The organism is Nocardiopsis trehalosi NBRC 14201 (assembly GCF_001552555.1).
Taxonomy (GTDB): Bacteria; Actinomycetota; Actinomycetes; order Streptosporangiales; family Streptosporangiaceae; genus Nocardiopsis_B; species Nocardiopsis_B trehalosi.
Genome location: NZ_BCRK01000054.1, coordinates 1 through 17,732 on the forward strand (window position 1 = coordinate 1; position 17,732 = coordinate 17,732).

General features: G+C 73.5%; 15 protein-coding genes and 1 tRNA gene. 1 reads left to right on the forward strand and 15 read right to left on the reverse strand.

Features of this window, described 5'->3' with window-relative positions:
- The 15 genes from NT8_RS12170 to NT8_RS12240 all read right to left on the reverse strand — a co-directional run.
- Positions 1-646, reverse strand: a 646-nt coding sequence (locus NT8_RS12170) for a histidine kinase (RefSeq protein ID WP_245646142.1), incomplete at its 3' end; no start/stop codon positions are given.
- Positions 647-743: 97 nt separating this feature from the next.
- Positions 744-1,661: a type II secretion system F family protein gene (locus NT8_RS12175; protein ID WP_067967915.1), complete on the reverse strand. Its 918-nt coding sequence runs from the start codon at positions 1,659-1,661 to the stop codon at positions 744-746.
- Positions 1,662-1,683: 22 nt separating this feature from the next.
- A complete protein-coding gene (locus NT8_RS12180) occupies positions 1,684-2,613 on the reverse strand; it encodes a type II secretion system F family protein (protein WP_084468867.1) in 930 nt (309 codons plus the stop codon).
- A complete protein-coding gene (locus NT8_RS12185; protein ID WP_067967918.1) occupies positions 2,610-3,953 on the reverse strand; it encodes a CpaF family protein in 1,344 nt (447 codons plus the stop codon). Before NT8_RS12185 ends, NT8_RS12180 begins: the two co-directional genes overlap by 4 nt.
- A gap of 44 nt (positions 3,954-3,997) precedes the next feature.
- A complete protein-coding gene (locus tag NT8_RS12190) occupies positions 3,998-4,384 on the reverse strand; it encodes a hypothetical protein (protein ID WP_067967922.1) in 387 nt (128 codons plus the stop codon).
- A gap of 76 nt (positions 4,385-4,460) precedes the next feature.
- Positions 4,461-6,092 carry an AAA family ATPase gene (locus NT8_RS12195; protein ID WP_067967976.1) on the reverse strand — a complete coding sequence of 544 codons (1,632 nt, stop codon included), beginning with the start codon at positions 6,090-6,092 and terminating at the stop codon, positions 4,461-4,463.
- On the reverse strand, positions 6,092-6,856 hold the full coding sequence (gene cpaB / locus NT8_RS12200) for a Flp pilus assembly protein CpaB (RefSeq protein WP_067967924.1): 765 nt from the start codon (positions 6,854-6,856) through the stop codon (positions 6,092-6,094). Before cpaB ends, NT8_RS12195 begins: the two co-directional genes overlap by 1 nt.
- Before the next feature lie 95 nt (positions 6,857-6,951).
- Positions 6,952-8,091, reverse strand: a complete 1,140-nt coding sequence (locus NT8_RS12205) for a hypothetical protein (RefSeq protein WP_174549561.1) — start codon at positions 8,089-8,091, stop codon at positions 6,952-6,954.
- 290 nt (positions 8,092-8,381) lie between these two features.
- Positions 8,382-9,500 (reverse strand): hypothetical protein, encoded by a 1,119-nt coding sequence (locus NT8_RS12210; protein WP_067967927.1) that lies wholly within the window; start codon positions 9,498-9,500, stop codon positions 8,382-8,384.
- Between the two features lie 177 nt (positions 9,501-9,677).
- Positions 9,678-9,753, reverse strand: a tRNA-His gene (locus NT8_RS12215).
- Positions 9,754-9,828: 75 nt separating this feature from the next.
- Positions 9,829-10,470, reverse strand: coding sequence for an oligoribonuclease (gene orn, locus NT8_RS12220; RefSeq protein ID WP_067967930.1), 642 nt, complete (start codon positions 10,468-10,470; stop codon positions 9,829-9,831).
- A gap of 95 nt (positions 10,471-10,565) precedes the next feature.
- The gene (locus tag NT8_RS12225) at positions 10,566-12,239 is read right to left on the reverse strand and encodes a DUF2510 domain-containing protein (protein WP_067967933.1); all 1,674 of its coding nucleotides are present in this window, start codon (positions 12,237-12,239) and stop codon (positions 10,566-10,568) included.
- A gap of 76 nt (positions 12,240-12,315) precedes the next feature.
- Positions 12,316-12,876: a hypothetical protein gene (locus NT8_RS12230; protein ID WP_157515721.1), complete on the reverse strand. Its 561-nt coding sequence runs from the start codon at positions 12,874-12,876 to the stop codon at positions 12,316-12,318.
- A gap of 270 nt (positions 12,877-13,146) precedes the next feature.
- A complete protein-coding gene (locus tag NT8_RS12235; RefSeq protein ID WP_067967938.1) occupies positions 13,147-14,907 on the reverse strand; it encodes a substrate-binding and VWA domain-containing protein in 1,761 nt (586 codons plus the stop codon).
- A gap of 238 nt (positions 14,908-15,145) precedes the next feature.
- Positions 15,146-16,852 (reverse strand): substrate-binding domain-containing protein, encoded by a 1,707-nt coding sequence (locus NT8_RS12240; protein WP_067967941.1) that lies wholly within the window; start codon positions 16,850-16,852, stop codon positions 15,146-15,148.
- A 324-nt stretch (positions 16,853-17,176) separates the two neighbouring features.
- On the opposite strand from NT8_RS12240, the gene NT8_RS12245 reads away from it, so the two are divergent.
- The gene (locus tag NT8_RS12245; protein ID WP_067967944.1) at positions 17,177-17,695 is read left to right on the forward strand and encodes a hypothetical protein; all 519 of its coding nucleotides are present in this window, start codon (positions 17,177-17,179) and stop codon (positions 17,693-17,695) included.
- Positions 17,696-17,732 lie beyond the last annotated feature (37 nt).

Consider the following 17,732-nt stretch of genomic DNA (forward strand, 5'->3'; position numbering starts at 1 on the left):
CGTCGGCCACCTGGGCGGCCGTGGCGGCCGCCCGCTCGGGGTCCTTGGCCAGCCAGACCGGCAGCGCCTGCGCGGCCATGGCCGCGCCGCGCAGCGTCTTCGCCACGGAGTCGTGCATGTCGCGGGCCAGCCGGTCGCGCTCCTCGGCGGCCGCGGCGGCGCGCTCGGCCTGGCGGCGGGCATCCTGCTCGGCCGCGAGTTCGCTCAGGATGGCGCGTATGCGCAGTCCAACGTAGCCGGCGATGGGGTACAGCATCGGATGGACGATGAGGACCTGGAAGGACATCAGGTCGTCGATGCTCCCCATGTTCATCCGTGCGTAGCCGAGTACGCCCAGGTAGCAGAGAACCTGGAGCGCGGAAACAGCGATCACGCCACGCAGTCCGAAGAGCATGCCGCAGATCGTGGAACTCAGCACGGTCAGGACGAACACGGCGCCCGATGGACCGTCGATCGCGAGGATCGCGCTGGCGGCGACCACGTCGAGCGTGACGAGAAGCGGGTGGTTCTGCAGGTAGGGGACGAAGCGTTCCCAGTGCCGGGCGGCGAGACCGGAGAGCATGGCGAAGGCCAGGATCATCACCGCGGTAGGCGCGGTCAGCATCCGCTCTCCCGCGATGACGAGCAGCGATACCGCGGCCAGCATGAGACGGAGTTGGAGCAGGACACGGACCAAGGCCGCGAGCCGGGGGAGAGTGGCGGCGTCCTGCGCGCTCCGGTCCTTGAGGCTTCCCCCGGAAGGGTTACTGGCCGCCGGCATTGGCGAATCCGCTGAAATCGACGTCCATCCCGAGGAACATCCCGCCGCCGATCAGCAGGATGAGACCGGGGAGCATGGTGACCGCGGTAATGCCGGTGACCCTGGGGTTGATCTTCTGTGCCTTGCGACGCAGGTACTGGGCGTCGTCGCGGCGCATGTCTTGGCTAATGGTCATCAGGGCGTCGGCGAGCGGAGCGCCGAGTTCCTCGGCCTGCTGGAGCGCCGTGACGAAACGCCCCAGGGACTCGTTGCTGTTCCGGGCCCGTAGTGCGTAGAAGGCGTCGCGTCGGCTCGTGCCGAGGTCCATCTGCTGGAGGACCAGGCGGAACTCGTCGGCCAGAACACCCGGCATGGACTCCGCTACCCGGGACAGGGCCTGCCTGAACGAAAGGCCCGCGCCGACCGTGACGGCCAGCACGTCGAGGAAGTCGGGGAGCTGGCGCTGGACCTGGTCCTGACGCTTGCTCGCCTGCGTGTGCAGCGAGGCGTCGGTCAACGCGACGAAGGACAGGATGACGAGGGCGAACATCGCCTGCCCGTTGAGCAGGAACAGAATCGAGAGGGGGCCATACAGCAGAACCTCGCCCGCCTTGCGCTTGAGGTAGCGCTCGACGGTCAGGTTCTCAGGGCGACCCGCCGCGTCGATCCGCCGCTGGATGCCGTCGATGCGGTCCTCGGAGACCAGCGGCTGGATCGATGCGAGGAACGGCCCTCCGATCAGCTCGGTGATGCGGTGCAGGATGAAGGTCCCGTCCTGGTCTCCGGAGCGCTTCCTGGCCACGCTGACCTGGGCGGCGACCTGGGTCTGCGAGCGCATGAGCAGGAAGCCCCAGGCGATCAGTACGACGCAGAGCGCACCCGCGAGGCCGAGGAGGAGGATGAGGGGGAGGTTCAGGTTCATGGCGGTCGGCTCCAGCTTCGCTTCAGAAGTCGATCTTGGTCATGCGGCGGACCGCCAGGAACCCGATGACGAAGAGGGAGAGGCCCAGACCCAAGACGATGAGTCCTGGCGTGCTCTGCGTCATGGTCAGAACGGCCCCGGGCTGGAGGAGGTTGAGCATGAACAGCGAGCCGATGCCCATCGTCAGCAGTGCCCAGGACGTCGCGGTGGTCTCACCGAGGATCGTCTTGACCTCACGACGCGTCTCCTTCCGGCTTTCCAGGGTCTGGGAGATGCTGCGGAGCGCGGAGACCAGCGCGCCGCCGGAACGGGACGCGACGAGCAGGGTGCTGATCAGGACGCCGATCTCCCGCGAGGGCATGCGGTCGCGCAGGTCGGCGATCGCCTCCTCGAAAGGCTGCCCGATCTGCATGGAGCGCGCGGCGATGCGAAGCTCGGCGCCGGCGGGATCGTCGAGTTCGTCGGCGGCCATATCGATGGCGGTGGGGAGGGCCAGGCCTGCCTGAGTGGCGTTGGAGAGGACGCGGGCGAGTTCCGGCAACTGCGCGGTGAAGATCTCCTTGCGCCGCTCTTCCTGGCGCTTCAGGTAGGCGAAGAAGCCGACGACGACTCCGACGGCCGCGACGATGCCGAAGACCGGCGCCAGTGCACGCCAGACGAACACGATCGCGAGGAGACCTGCGACGGCCATCGCGATGACGAACACCGAAAGCTGCACCCGCACGCCCGCGGAGATCATCCGCCTCTCGATCTTCCGCCCGATGTCGGTACGCCGGAGGGCGGAGTCGAAACGGCTCATGGGGGAGTTGGCGCGCCGTTCGACCTCGGCCAGGGCGCTGCGCTGGGCGAGTTTGCGCCTCTGGAACGCTCCTTCGGCGTACTCCCGCACCCCCAGTACCCCGATGACCAGAGTGGCGGCTGACATGAGCAAGGCGATGACGTCAAGGTTCACAGCACGGCTCCGAGGGAGTCATTGGTCGGGGCACTCGGCGGGGCCGCGCCACCGAAGACACTGGGAATGGACTCGCCCGCGTTGATGATGCGCTGGGCGACGTGGTCGGGCAGCCGGAAGCGATGGAACTGGCCCTCCACCCGGCCGTGGGCGTCCAAGGGCCGGGCCTCGAAGCGCAGCACCGGCTCCAACCGGAACTTCTCCCGCCGACGGGACGTGACGATCCCCACTTCCCCCACGCGCCGGGAGCCGTCGGCGTAACGGGACAGGTGCACGATGACGTCGACGGCCGCGTTGATCTGGTCCTGGATGGCCTCGAACGGGATCTTGACCTCGCTCATCGAGGCGAGGGTCAGGAGGCGGTACACCGCGTCATCGGCCGAGTTGGCGTGCACGGTGGCCAGCGACCCGTCGTGGCCGGTGTTCATGGCCTGCAGCATGTCGAGGGTCTCGGCGCCGCGGACCTCACCGACGATGATGCGGTCGGGGCGCATACGCAGCGAGTTGCGGACGAGGTCGCGGATGGTGACCTGGCCGGCGCCCTCCATGTTGGGCGGGCGGGACTCCAGCCGGATGACGTGGTCCTGCTGGAGCTGGAGCTCGGCGGAGTCCTCGATGGTGACGATGCGCTCGTGGTTGGGGGCGAACGCGGAGAGGGCGTTGAGGAACGTGGTCTTCCCGCTGCCGGTACCGCCGGCGATGATGACGTTGAACCGGGACCGGACCAGCGCGGCCAGCAGCCTGCCGGTGGACTCGTCCAGGCTCCCCTTCGCCACGAGCTGTGCCACCGTGAACGGCTTCGGGAACCGTCGGATGGTGAGAACCGGACCGGACAGCGACAGGGGCGGGATGATGACGTTGACACGTTCACCGGAGGGCAGCCGGGCGTCGACCATCGGGCTGGACTCGTCGACCCGCCGGTTCACCTGGGCGACGATGCGGTCGATGGTCTGCATGAGCTGGTTTTCGCTCGCGAACGTGGTCTCGATGCGTTCGACCCGGCCCCGACGCTCGATGTAGATGTGTTCGGGCCCGTTGACCATGATCTCGGTGACGCTGTCGTCGGCCAGCAGGGGTTCGAGGACACCCAGTCCCAGCGCTTCGTCGACCACACGGCGGATCATGGAACTGCGCTCGCGGTCGGACAGCACCGGACCCTCGCGGGACAGGATGTGTCCGACGACCTTCTCCAGCCGGATACGCCGCTGCTGCATGCTCAGGATGGCGAGATCGTCGAGGTTGACCTCGTTCAGCAGGCGCTGGCGCCAGTGCGAGACACTGCCGCGATCGGAACCCTGATCTGACAGGTGTTCGTCATTGAGTCGGTTTCTCAGGCCCATTGCGAGGTTTCTCTCCGGTGGGACGGGGCGGTGCGGTCGGGAATCTAGACGTCGGGCATTTCGACACGCCGAACGAGTGTGATGTGCAGCGGTGAGGCCGGGTACAGGATCGGGGTCCGCGCCTCCACCTGCGCGTATAGGCCGGTACCAGTCCGCCCGATCTCGACTTCGGCGTGGTCGAGCCAGGGGGGAAGGGCGTCGAACGCCGTCTGGCGCCCGAGATCGGCGGTGCTCTCGGCCGCTACACGGGCGCCGGCGCGCGCCGCGGTCTCCAAGCGCTCAAGCGCGAGGAACGAGAGGAACGCCTCCGTCACCACGACGACGACAAGGAGGAACAGGGGCAGGTAGGCGGCGTATTCGATGAACTGGGAACCGCGGTCCCCGCGGCGGCCGGACCCGCGGGCCGGGCGGTCTTCTCCGCGCCGAAACATCACCCTCCTCCTCCTGGCGGCCCGCTGGGCAGGCCCCTGTCAGGACAAGCGCGCCGTCGTTCTCGCGCTGGACCGGTCATTCGTAGACGATTCTGGACTCCGCTGTCACGTTCCACGGAGAGGTGGTGCTGGGCAGGACGATCGGCATGGCGATGTCGACCTGCACGAACGAACCCTCGTCCCGATGGTCGATGCTGAGGGCGAAGGTCCCGTTCGCGTTCCACGGCTCCCGGACCCGCTTCGACGCCTCCTCGACGATGCGGCCGATGTCGTTCGGTGTGACTGCGGCCTGGCGCGCGCCCTCACTGGCGGCATGGCCCGCGTACATGCTGGTGATGCCGAAGAGGACCACCTGCCAGGCGAGGAGCATGGCGAGAAGCAGCAGCGGCACCACCGCGCCGAACTCGACGAACTGGCTGCCGCGGTCGGAGGCGGAGGCGTCGCGCCGGCGGCGCGGGCGCTTCTCCTTCTTCTCCTTGCGGCCGCGCCGACCGGGGGGCGGGGCGGCCGCGGCGGCGGCGGTCGGCGGGCCCTCCTGCGGGTCGGGCGGTAGTTCCAGGATGCCGAGTTCGCCGGCGATGCGCGCGTAGGACTTGAGCAGCGCCTCGTCGGTGATCCGCTTGGGGTCGCCGGTGTTGGACGCCTCCTCCAGGCTCCGGTACATCGCCGGGATGGCGGTGTGCAGCATCTGGGTGCCCAGGAGCTTGCGGGCGAAGTCGGGCTGGATCTCGTTCTGCCGGCTGTGCCGGCAGAGCAGGGCGATGACGTTCTTCTTGTCGCGTACCTGGAGCCGCCCCCACATGGCGATGAGGCGCTGGGCGCCGCGCAGCGCCGGCAGGTCGGGGGTGACGGTGACGACGGCGGTGGTGGCGAGCTCCACCGCCATGGCGCTGGCGTCGGTCATGTGCGACCCGCAGTCGACGATGACGAGTTCGTAGCGGGAGCTGAGCGCCCCGAGGATCTTGCGGGCGGAGCTCTCGGTGACCTCCTCGCCGCGCTCGCCGTCCTGCGGGGCGAGGAGCACGTGCGGCCCCTCGGGGTGGACGTACAGCGCCTCGGAGAGCATGGAGGCGCTGATGTTGTCGGCCGCCTCGACCAGGTCGACGATGCTGCGCCGGTGCTTGAGGTCGAGGTAGCCGGGGATGTCGCCCATCTGCAGGTCGAGGTCGACCAGGCAGACGACGCGGCCCATGCGGGCGGCGGCGAGGGCGAGCTGGATGGCGATGGTGGTGGTGCCGATGCCGCCCTTGCCGCCGCTGAGGGTGACGATCGAGCCGCGGCGGCCGCTCATGGGGACGTCGAGCGAGGCGGCCTCGAAGTGGCGGCGCAGGGTCTGCGACCACTCGGCGGCCGTAGTGACCCGGGCGTCGAGTTCCTCGATCGTGGCGTCGGTGGCGAGCACGCCGCGCGCGCCGGCCTCCATGGCGCGGGTGAACGTGTCGGGGTCGAGGACGTCGACCAGGAGGATCACCGCGAGCTGCGGGAAGCCGCGCGAGATGTCGCGGATGAGCTCCACCACGGGCAGCGGCCCCAGGTCCTCGTGGACGAGGAGCACGTCGAGTTCCGGGAGGTCGCGCAGGGTGTCGCCGACCTCGCCCGAGGTGTGGTGCACGCTCACGACCTCGCAGCCGCCCAGCTCGTCGAACCGGGCGGTGAGCGAGACCTCCAGATCGGTGGTCGGAACGCCGATCATGACCTTGTGCGTCATCAGTTGTCCTGCTGCTGCTGGTCGTCCTGTCCCTGCGGCTGGTCGCCGGCCTCGAGTTCGGCCTGGTCGCTGCTGCAGAACTGCACACCGCCCGGGTCGCCGGAGCCCTCGGGGCTGACGAGGCCGAGGCGCAGCGAGCTGGCGAAGGACTCGGCGTAGGTCAGCGCCAGGGTGTCCTGGGGGCTGAGCCGGAAGGTGACGGGGACGACGGAGGACTGGGTGCCGTTCTCGTTGACGTCCGACCCGACCTGGCCGACCTCGAGGACCTCGACGTCGGTGAGCACGCGGGTGGCGCAGCTCTCGCTGCCCTCCGCCTCGGCCGGGAAGGTGCCGTAGATGTCGACGCGCGACTGGCGCCCGACCTTGCCCGCGACACCGGTCTCGGCGTCGACCATGATCGCGATCTCGCGCTCGCCGGTCTCCAGCTCGGGGGCCTCGATGACCATGCTGCGCTGGAGCACCGAGCCCTCGGCCAGATACGTGGACGACACCGCCTGGCGGCCCGGCTGCTCCAGGATCTCGGTGAGGTCGCTGATGAAGGTGTTCTCGTCGAAGAACCGGGCGGGCACCTGGTACTCCTCGACCATGTCCTCGCTGATGGGCTGGTACGGGGCGACGTCCTCCGTGAGTCGGAGCGCCGTCCGGTACGTGCCGAGTTCCCGGTTCAGGGAGTTGACGTAGGAGACCACGGTGAAGAAGACCGCGAGCGCGCCGATCCCGGCGACGATCATCAGCAGCACGCCGCGTCGCTGACGGGGGTTCATACGCTTCCGTTTCTAGGAGAGGGCGGAGGGAGGGGCGGTGGGCGGCGGTCGGAGGGCCGACGCGCCGGTCCCGGTCCGCCGGGGTCGGGTCGGCCTCAGCCGGGGGAGCCGCCGCGCGGAGGCGGATAGGGCGAGGCGTGGGTGGGCTGCTGGTGGGCGGGCGCGCCGAAGCCGCGCCCGGGCGGGTAGGGGGGTCCGGGGTCGGGGTGCGGTGGCCGCGGCGCGGGGTGCGCGGGCGCGGAACGCGGCGGCTGGGGGGCCGGCGGCCGCTGGGCCTGCTGGGGACCGCTGCCGCCGACCCACGCCGGGCGGATGTGCTCGCCGGTGGTGCGGGCGGGCGGCGGCGGGACGTCGGCCTTGCGCGTGGGCGGGCGGCCGACCGGGGGTTCGTTGAGCGCCCCGCAGTAGGGGCAGCGCATGGCGGCGACGAGTTCGCGGCACCACGAGCAGGCGGCCGGCCGGATGGTGCGGACCGTGTTGGCCAGGGCCTGGGGGTGGGCGCTGAACGCCACGAACTCGACGTACTTGCGCGTCCCCCAGTACTTGCTGCCGAGGGGCTGCTCGGGCAGGGCGTTCAGCGACACCGGGCGCAGGGCCGGGGTGAACTGCTGGTTGAACTCGTCGATGCCGTACTCGGCGGGGCGGGCCACCAGGATCTGGATGGGCTCCATGGGCCGCCCCGGGATGTTGGGGGCGGGGTTGGACTTGCGCACCCGGCCGACGCGCTTCACGGGCGCGCAGAACGCCAGGAAGGTCGTGCGCGGCAGGTAGGAGCCCAGGTGCTGCTTGAAGGTGATCGGGATGGTGGCGAGGTTGCGGACGCTCTTCATCCAGGCGCCCGCCAGGATGTGCTGCGGCAGCTCCTCGGCCAGGCCGGCCGTGACGCCGGCGGGCACGTACGGCGCCAGGTAGGCGAGCTGGTCGGCGAGCAGCGACAGCGCCAGCGGCGAGATGTCGAGACCGATCTGCCCGATCTGGTCGGACTGCAGGGAGCCGCGGGCGAACGCGATGGCGCGGCGGGCACGTTCGGCGTGCCACTTGGGGTACAGCGCGAGCACGCGCCTGCCCTGCCCGACGTGGTGGTGGGCGAAGTCGAGGAAATCCGCGGACTGGGCGGCGAGGTCGTCGCCGGCCAGGGTGAAGCGCTGCGCCTGGTTCTCACCGAGGAGCCCCGTGCTCGGGATATCGGCGAGCAGGGCGACGACGCTCACCGACCGGGGAGGGGCGTTGGTCACGGTGCGAGCTCCCTGGGGTAGGCGCCTGAAGGTCGTCGGGCTTCGTCGACGGTCCTGTGGGCGGTGTGGTGGCCGCGGTCGCGGCCGCGGACCCGGCCGTCACCTCCCCGAGCATGGTAACGAGTCGGCACGACGTGCGGGCCGAGTTGTCCGCCGGTGCGGGGCGGACCCGGGGAGACGGATACAGGGTCGGGGGTGGGAGGGGGGAGCATGAAGAGTCTCCGCCCAATCGATGCCAGAATGTCACTCGGCGTTGCATATCGGCCGAATGTGGCCAGCGTGTGGTCGGTTCAGGGGACGGGCGGGGCGGCTCTCGGGCGCGGATCGGCGGGTGCGGTGAGCGGGTGCGCGCCGCGGCGGCCGTTGGGCGCCATGGGGAGCGCCGCCGGCGGCGGCGGGCCGAAGGGCGCCGCGCGGGGCCGGGGTACGGCGGACGGGTCGGGGTCGGCGACCGGGGGGTCGACCGCGCGCAGGCCGTCGGCGGGCGGCACCGAGGGCGGGCGCGGCGGCGGCACGGCGGAGTCCGCGGCGGGGGACGCGGCGCCCGGAGCGGGGGTGCCCCGGGCGGGCGCGCCGCAGAACGGGCAGCGCTCGGCCGCCACGGGTTCGCGGCACCACGTGCAGACGCCCGCCCGCACCGCGTCGACCGCGCGGGTGAGCGCGCCGGGGTGGGCGCTGAACGCGGCGAACTCGACGTAGTCGGCCGACCGCCAGTACGCCCGGCCGAGCGGCTGGGCGGGGACCGCGCCGGAGCGGACGGCCCCCAGGTGGGCGGCCACCGCCTGGTCGAAGGGGCCGGTGGCGGTGGCGTCGGGGGCGGAGGTGAGCAGCGCAACGGGCGCGTCGGGCAGGTAGGGGAGCAGGTCGCCGTCGGAGCCGCGGATGCGCCGGATCTGCGGGGTGGGCGCGCAGCACGCGAGGAAGGCCGTGCCGGGGACGTGCGAGGCGAGGTGCTGCCGGAGCGTGGCGCTGGGGTGGGCGAGGCCGCCGACGCTGCGCAGCCAGGCCCCGGCGAGCATCCGCCGGGGCAGCTCGGCGGAGAGCGCGGGCACCAGGCCCGGCGCGAGGAACGGCGCCAGGTAGGCGAGCTGGTCGGCGACGACGGAGAGGGGCAGCGGCGCGAGGGGCAGTCCGACGGCCGCGATGTGGTCGGTGCGCAGGCCGCCCCGGGCGAAGCGCACGGCCCGGAGGGCGGGTTCGGCCCGCCAGCTGGGGTAGAGGGCGACGACCTTGCGGCCTTCGTCGAGCTGCCGGGCGGCGAAGTCGAGGAAGCCCCCGAAGCGCTCGCCGGCGTGGCGTCCGCGCAGGCTGAACCGGTGGGCGGCCGCGGGCCCGAACTGCCCGGTGCCGGGCATGTCGGCGAGCAGGGCCACGGCGCTGGCCCGCGCCGGGCGGGGACGGGTCACCATGCAGGCTCCTCGGGGGTGGTGCCGGTACGGCGGAGGATCGCGGTGGCGTGGTAGGAGCCATGGTAACGAACCCGCGGGTGGGCGGGCGGGGAGCGGCGGACGCCTGTGGACGGAGGGGCCCGGGAACGCCGAAGGCCCCGCGCCGCGGAGTGTTCCGGGGCCGGGGCCTTGCGAGCGTGGGGTGAGTGAGGGGACTTGAACCCCCGACATCTTGGACCACAACCAAGTGCTCTGCCAACTGAGCTACACCCACCATGACCGCCGGTCCGGACGGAGATCCGGCCCTGCGTTCATCGAAGAGTCTAGCGGACGCGGACGAGTGGTTCCGTCAGTTTTCGGCGCGGTCGCGCTCGGGCGAGGAGATCGCGCCGGTGCCGCCCGTGGCGACGTCGGCGGCGATGGAGCGCGCGGTGGCGCTGTCGGGGCCGGGCGGGGCGACGAACGCGGCGGCCCGGTAGTAGCGCAGCTCCTGGATGGACTCGGTGATGTCGGCGAGGGCCCGGTGGCCGCCGTGCTTCTCGGGGCTGGCGAAGTAGACGCGCGGGTACCAGCGGCGCAGCAGCTCCTTGATGCTCGACACGTCGACCATGCGGTAGTGCAGGTGCGCGTCGATCCGCGGCATGTCGCGGGAGATGAACAGCCGGTCGGTGGCGATGGAGTTGCCGCACAGCGGCACCTTGCCGGCCTCGGGGACGTAGCGCTGGATGTGGGCCAGCACGCGGTCCTCTGCCTCGGCCAGGGTGACGCCGCCGTCGAGTGCGTCGAGCAGCCCCGAGGAGGTGTGCATCTGGGTGACGAACTCGCCCATCTGGTCCAGCGCCGACTGCGGGGGCTTGATGACGACGTCGATGCCCTCGTCCAGCTGGTTGAGTTCGCCGTCCGTGATCAGACAGGCCACCTCGATCAGCGCGTCGTTCGCGAGGTCGAGCCCCGTCATCTCACAGTCGATCCACACCAGGCAGTCGTTCATGGGGGACAGCTTAGGCCGTTCAGCGGGCCGGGGGCCCCGCCGACCGGACCGGGCCGCCGGTGGGGACCGTCCCGGCGGGCGGCCCCCACCGGGGCTCACAGGTCGACGGCGAAGATCTCCCACAGCACGTCGTAGGTACCGCTGAACTGGAGGTAGGCGCCGCCGACGACGAGCAGGACCGCGGCGAGCACGAAGAACAGCATGCAGCCCATGCAGCCGCCGCACCCGCCGCGCTTCCTCCGCTTGGGCGGGCGCGGCTGCTCCCACGGCGGACGGCCGCCGGCCGGGCCGCCGTGGGCGCCGGGACCGCCCGGAGCGCCCCACCCGGGGGGCGGCCCCGCGGGGCCGCGTCCCGGGAACCCGCCCGGCCCGCCGGCCATGGCGGGCGGCGGGTAGCCGCGCACGGTGCCGCGGCCCTGCGGGGCCGGCGGCTCGGAGCGGCGGCGTCCGCGGCCCTTGGCCGGGGCGGGCGGCGGGGGCGGCTGCTGGCCGCCGTAGGGGGTGAAGCCCCCGGGGCCGGGGCCCGGCGGCGGATAGCCGGGGCCGGCCTGCTGCCCGAAGGGCTGCTGGGGGCCCGAGTGCGGGGTGAACGGGGGCTGCGGCCCGCTCTGCGGGCGCGGGGGCGAGGCCGGGCCGCCCTGCTGCGGGCCGGAGGGCGCCGCCGACGGGTAGGGCGGCGGGAAACCGCCGTCCTGCGGGGCGGGGTAGGGCGGCGGCTGCGGACCGGAGGGGGACGCCGGGGCGCCGCCGGCCGCGGCGCCACCGGCGAGGGCGGCCCCGCCCTCGGGGGCGGCCGGTCCGGCGGGCCGCTCGGCGGCTGCCTTGGCCTCCTCGGCGCGGCGCCGCTCCTCGGCCTCGGCGCGCTTGCGCTGCTCCTCCGCCGCCTGCTTGCGCTGCTCCTCCTGGCGCTGCCGGCGCTCCTCCGCGATCTCGGAGAAGCCCTCCTTCAGGTCGCCGAGGAGCTTGTTGAGCCGGAAGCCCTTCTTGGGGCCGCCGTCCTCGCCGTCGGCGGCGCCCGCGCCCGCCGGGGCCGCCGACGCGCCCGCGGTGAACAGCGGGTCGTCGGCGGAGAAGACGGCCGTGCGGGGGGCGTCGCCCGCCCCGCCGGAGGCGGCGGGGGCGCCGGGCGCGATGTCGGCGGTGGGCTCGTCGTTGCCGCCGAAGGGGTCGGTGCGCAGGGTGGAGGAGGCGGCAGCGGCGCCGCCCATGTCCGCCGTGGGCGCGTCGTCGTCATCGGGGTCGGCGGCGGGGGAGCGGATGACGCCGGTGATGTCGGCGGTCTGCTCGTCGTCGTCCGACAGCGGGGGGCCGGGCGTGCCGGGCACGGTCGCCTCGCCGCGCGCGGGGGACGGGCCGCCGACCGGGTCGAACCGCATGGTGGCGCCGTCGCTGGCGGGCGGGGCGGCGGGGGGCGGATCGAACCGCATCGTGCTGGGTTCGTCGGCGGGGGCCGGGGGTTCGGCGGGGGTGGCGTTCTCGCCGGGGCGCGTTCCCCAGGTGGAGGGGTCGATGCGCATGGTGCTGGGTTCGTCGGCGGGGGCCGGGGCGCCGCCGGGCGCCGTGGTCTCGGCCGCGGGGGCCGGCGCGGAGCCGCCGAGGTCGGCGGTCGCCTCGTCGTCGTCGGCGGAGGCGGGCGCGGCCCCGGACTCGGGCCGGAGGTCGGCCAGCGAGCGGACGTGCCCGGTCCACTCCTCACCGTTCCACCACCGGAGGAGGTCCTCGCCGCCGTGAGGGTCCGCGTACCAGCCTGGCTCGATCGATCCACCCATGGCGCACAGACTAAGGGGTCCGTGGAGCGCCGACGACCTCCCGCCCGGCCCCCGCACGGGGGCCGGCGCGGCCCGCTCAGGACCCGGCGACCCTGGCGTACGGGCGGTCGCCGTTGCCCCCGCTGCCGACCCGGGGGAGCGGGGCCGACGCCGTCGGCGCCGCCGGTGCGGCCGTGCCGAGGATGCGCGCGGGGGAGATCGCCCCGGGCCCGCCGGCGTGCGCGCCGGGCACCTGCGAGTGGCCGAAGTGGCCCCCGCGCGCCCAGGCGTGCTCGTCGCCGCCGGTCCCGACGAGGACGGGCATCGCCGGGGGTGCGCCGGCCGGCCAGCGGCGCGGGACCCCCCAGGAGTCGAGCCAGCGCAGGATCGGGGCGAGCCCGGCCATGGGGGTCTCGGTGAAGGGCGACCACGCGTGGCCGAGGACGCGCACGACGACGCACACGCGGCCCTCGCGGGCGCGGTCCGCGCCGACCGCGGTGAGCTGGCCGGCCGCCGGGACGGTGGCGGGCAGCAGCTGCACGGTCTCCCCGCTGAGGGGGTTCCACACGAGGTGGGCGTGGGCGCCGTCGGCGATGAGGCGCTGGGCGACCGCGCGGGCGGACAGCGCCCGGGGGTCGGACTCCGTGGTCAGCCACACGCACCTGGGTGCCCCTCCGCGGAGGACCGCGCCGTCGGGGACGGGGCAGCGGACGCGCCCGGCGCCCGGCATCCACGCGTTGGCCACGGCAGCCACCTTTCCGATCGCCGACCTGTCGCACCCCTTTGAGTACGCGAATCCGTCTCTCAAGTCCATAGGGGGAGGCAGTGGGGCAAGGGGGATCTATCCGTCACGCGGCATCGTGACGGCGCGCGCCGGATCGGGGGCGGAGCGTCTCCGGGCACCGGGCGCGCCGCCCCCGCCGCGCCCTCAGCCGCCGTCCCCCTCCTCCGGGGTGTCGAGCCGCTGGGCGAACGCGCGGAGGAAGATGTCGCCGATCTCGGTGGGGTCCTCCGTGGTGTACGCCTCGCCGCCGGTCGCCTCCGCGATCCGCTGCAGCGGGGCGGGGTCGATGTCGGGCCCGAACGCGATGGTGAACACCGGGATGGGCCGCTCCACCGACGACTCCTGCTCGATCGTGGAGATGAGCTCGTCGATGTCGATGCTGTCGGGGTCGTCGTTGTTGCCGTCGGTCAGCATCAGGATCGCGTTGATGCGGTCCGACTTGTAGGAGCGCGACATCTCCCGGAACGCGGCGAGGTAGGTGTCGTAGAGCCCGGTGTCGCCGTCCGGGCGGGGCTCCATGCCGGCCAGCGCGGCGGCGATGGCGTCCTTGTGCGTCCCGCCCTCGGCGTCGGCGGTCAGCTCCCGCACCGGCAGCAGTTCGCGGTAGTCGAGGTCGTTGTTGATCCGCACGGAGAACTGCCACAGGCCGAGCTCGGAGTCCTCGGGGAACATGTCCAGGCCCTCGGTGGCGGCGGCGGTGGTCACCTGCATCCGGTTCATCTCGGTGCCGGGCACGGGCTCCAGCATGGAGCCGGAGATGTCCACGATCGTCAGCAGCCGGGTGTCGAGCTTGAGCTGGTTCCACGCCTGGGCGAGCTGCTGCACCGACCGGGTGGAGGGGGTGGGCAGCGCGGCGGGCGCCTCGGCGCGGAACCCGGCCTCCTCGGTCAGCACGTCGGCGTCGGCGGCGCCGTCCGCGGTGCGGAACCCGTTGTCGGTGAGGGTGCGCTGGGCGGCGTCGCGGGTGAGGGCCTCGCGGAGCAGTTCGGCGGCGCGCGTCTCCACCGGGTCGGTCGTGCGCACCAGGTAGGGGTAGTCGAGCGTGTAGGTGCCGCCCTCGGGGTAGCCGACGCGGGCCGGCGCGTCGGGGTGGTCCGCGTTGTGGCGCCAGGCGGCCTGCTCGGAGCAGACGAGGTAGCCGGAGCCGGCGTCCTCGCCCAGCGCGGCGAACGCCGCCTCCTTGTCGGGGGTGACGCCCTGCTGGAGGGCCTGGAGGGCGGCGACCAGCTGGGGGCGGCCCTCCTCCTCGTCGCCGATGGCGCCGGAGATCAGCGCGAGCGTGGCCATGCCGGAGGAGCTGCGGATCGGGTCGACCAGGCGCACCTCGGAGGTCGGCGCGCCGGTGGGGGCCGAGGTCGGCACCAGCGCCTCCCACGACGGGCGGTCCTCCTCGGCCGCCCCGCCGTCGGCCGGCTGGGCGAGGACGAGCGGGGACGTCGCGACGGAGGTGCCGGTGTCGGTGAGCCCGGCGGCGCCCGCGTCCTCGCCGACGAGGTTGGGCCACAGCGAGGAGTCCGGGATCCATACATCGGAGTCGGTGTCGCCCATGGTCGGCCCGGCGCCGGTGATGCCGTAGGTGACGTTGGCGGAGTCCATCGCGGCCACCTCGGCGGTGACGCAGCGGCCGTCGACGGTGTGCTCGGCGGAGTTGAACGCGGTCGCGATGTCGTCCATGGCCGGGGCGAGTTCGGGGCTGACGGCGACGCTCAGCGCGATCGCCTCGCCGCCGCACCCGTCCCGGGTGTCGAACAGGTACCAGCCGGTCGCGCCCAGGCCGAGCACGATGGCGACGGCCGCCGCCAGGGCCGCGATCGCGCCGCCCCGGCCGCGCCGGCGCCGTCCGCCGGAGCGCCGCCGCGCGGCGCGCCCGTCCTCGTCGTCGTGTCTGTCGCGGTGGCGTCCCAAGGCTGTCCTCACGGGTGGTGTGGTGTGACCTGAGCAGGGTGTAGGTCGGAACGGTACGTGAACCGGTCCCGCGGGGGACCGGGGGGTGGGGCGGCGCCGGACGGGCCGGAAACCGGCGCGCCGGGAGGTCCGGGCCCGCGGACGCGGGGCGGCGGCGGGTGCGGGGCCGCCGGGCCGGTCCGCGCCCCGCCCGCACCGTTACCGGATCGTGATGGGGGTGGGGGCGGGGCGCGGAGCGTCACTCCTCGCAGTCGGGGACGCAGAGCCGGCGGGAGATCGAGCTGAGGAAGATGTCGCCGATCTCGCCGGGATCGTCGGTCACCGAGAGCGTGCCGCTGGTGGCGGCGGCGACCTCGGCCAGCTCCGCCCGCTCCGGCTGCTCGCCGAAGGCGATGACGAAGAGCGTCACCGGCTGCTCGGGGTCGAACCGGTCCTGCAACTCCGCGACCAGCTCGTCGTGCGAGATGTCGCTGGAGCCGCCGTCGCGGCCGGCGGTGAGCACGATGACGCTGTTGATCTTGTCCCGGTCGTAGGCGCGCTGCACCTCCTCATAGGCGGCGAGGATGTTGTCGTAGAGCCGGGAGCCGCCGCCCTCCACCCCGATGTCCTCGGTCAGGGCGTCCAGCTCCTCGCGGCGGGTCGTCCCGTTGTCCTGGTCGGCGGCGCCGAGCCGGCCGAGGCCCTCGACCTCCTCGCGGCCGCGCTCGCCCAGTTCGTCCGACATCAGCCACAGGCCCAGGTCGGTGTCGTCGGGGAACAGCGACAGCCCCAGCCGCGCGGCGTCCTTGGCGACCTCCATCCGGCTGGGGCCGCCGTTGAGATCGGCCGCCATGTGCTCCGACACGTCGGCCAGCACCAGCGACCGGGACGGCATGGACAGCCGGTTCCAGTCGTCCAGCGCGGTGAGCAGCGCGTCCCCGGTCAGGTCGTCGTGGGTCTCGGGCGGCGCGGTGGTGATGCCCTCGCGGCCCTGGAGCGACGCCGACGCGGTGCCGTCCGGCTCGCGGAAGCCGAGGCCGCGCAGCTGCTCGCGGTAGGACTCGCCCTGGAGGATGGTGAAGAGGTCGTCGGCCGCCGCGCGCATCCGCTCGTCGTCGCCGGTGGAGACGAACGGGTAGTCGAGGGCGACCGTCCCCTCGCGCGGGTACAGCGCCTCCAGCGGGGTCTCGGGTCCGCTGTCGTTGTAGCGGACCACCGCCTGCTCGGGCACGACCGCCAGCGGCGTCGCCCCGGACGGCGCCGGGTAGGCGCCGGCCAGGTCGATCTCGCCGAAGGCGGTGTCGGGCTGGGCGTCGCGCACGAAGTCGGTCATGGCGGTGTCGGCGGCGTCGCCGGTGCCCAGGCTCTGCCGCACGGCGTACATCGCCGCCATCCCGTCCACCCCGCGGTTGGGGTCGACCATGACCAGCGGCCGGTCGGCGGCGCGCTCCTCGGGCAGCACCAGGTCCCACGACGCGTCGTCGGGGGCGGGGAGGCCCTCGGCGCCGCGCGGCGCGGCGAGGACCACCGGTGACCGGGCCAGCGAGCGCGGCTCGGTCTCGATGGTGCGGGCGCCGGTCTCGGAGACCCGGGTCAGCTCCACCCACGCCGAGGACTCGGGCACCCACACATCGGGGGCGATCGCGGAGCCGCCGGAGGCCCCGCCCGACAGCTCGGTCATGATGCGGTGCGGCGCCATCTCCCCGGCCTGGGCCAGGACGCAGGTCCCGGAGTACTCGCGGCCGGCGTCGTTGAACTCGTCGGCGGCCCGCTGCAGAACGGGGGCGACGCTCAGCACGGAGGCGACGCGCAGGTAGCGGGTGTCGGCGCACCCGGTGTAGCGGAGCCCCAGGGGCACGGCGACGCTCGCGGCGACGACCAGCCCGACCACCGCGGCGGCGATCCCGAGCGGGGAGCGCGCCGCGGTGCGGGCACGTGAGGGGATGCGGTGTCGACCGGTGGACACATTGACTCCGGGTAGGGGGCGGCGTGTACTGGGCGTGACCTTACTCGCTGGTAACGCCGGTGAGAAGAGCGTCACATCCACCGGTGCCGAACCTCTCACCGGGATGCCCCGTCTCACGGGGCATGGCTAGTATGCGTATTCGGCTCACGCCGACACCCCGCGTAGTACGCGTCCGCGCCACCGCGCCGTCGCCCGGACGCTCCGGCCCGGACCCGCCCCACGGGTCCGCCCCCGGCCGGACGCGCGCACGCGACCGCGGGGCCCCTGGCACGGCGACCCCCGCCGCGCCCGGACGTCAACACCCGACCTCGAAGAGTGGCGGCCATGTCGAGACTGAACCCCCGTCGAGGACTCCCCGGTGCGCTGGGCACCGCGGTGCTCGGTTCGCTGTGCCTGGGCGGCGCCCTCGCCTACACCTTCGCCGTGGGCGGCTCCCTCATGGCCCAGCCGGACGCCTCGCCGGCGCAGACCCCGGTCGACACCGTCAGCGAGGCCAACGCCATCCCGGAGGCCCCCGTCGGCCTGCTGCGCATCAGCGTCATCGACCAGGGCCGCGCCTACGTGCAGAACCTCGCCTGCACCGGCGACCCCGACGCCGACCCCGCCGCGTGCGGGCACATGGCCCAGGTCCAGGCCGACCTCGCGGAGGACGGCGACGACACCTCCCCCTTCGCCGAGGTCCCCGAAGGCGCGGTCTGCACCGAGGAGCTGTACGGCCCGCAGGAGGCCGTGATCACCGGCACCTGGCAGGGCGCCGAGATCGACACCGAGGTCACCCGGGTCGGCTCCTGCGAGGAGGCCCGCTGGCAGCGGCTCCGGCCGGTCACCGACCCGCTGGTCTGACCCGCGGCGCGCCGCGCCGCCCGCGGCCCGATAATCG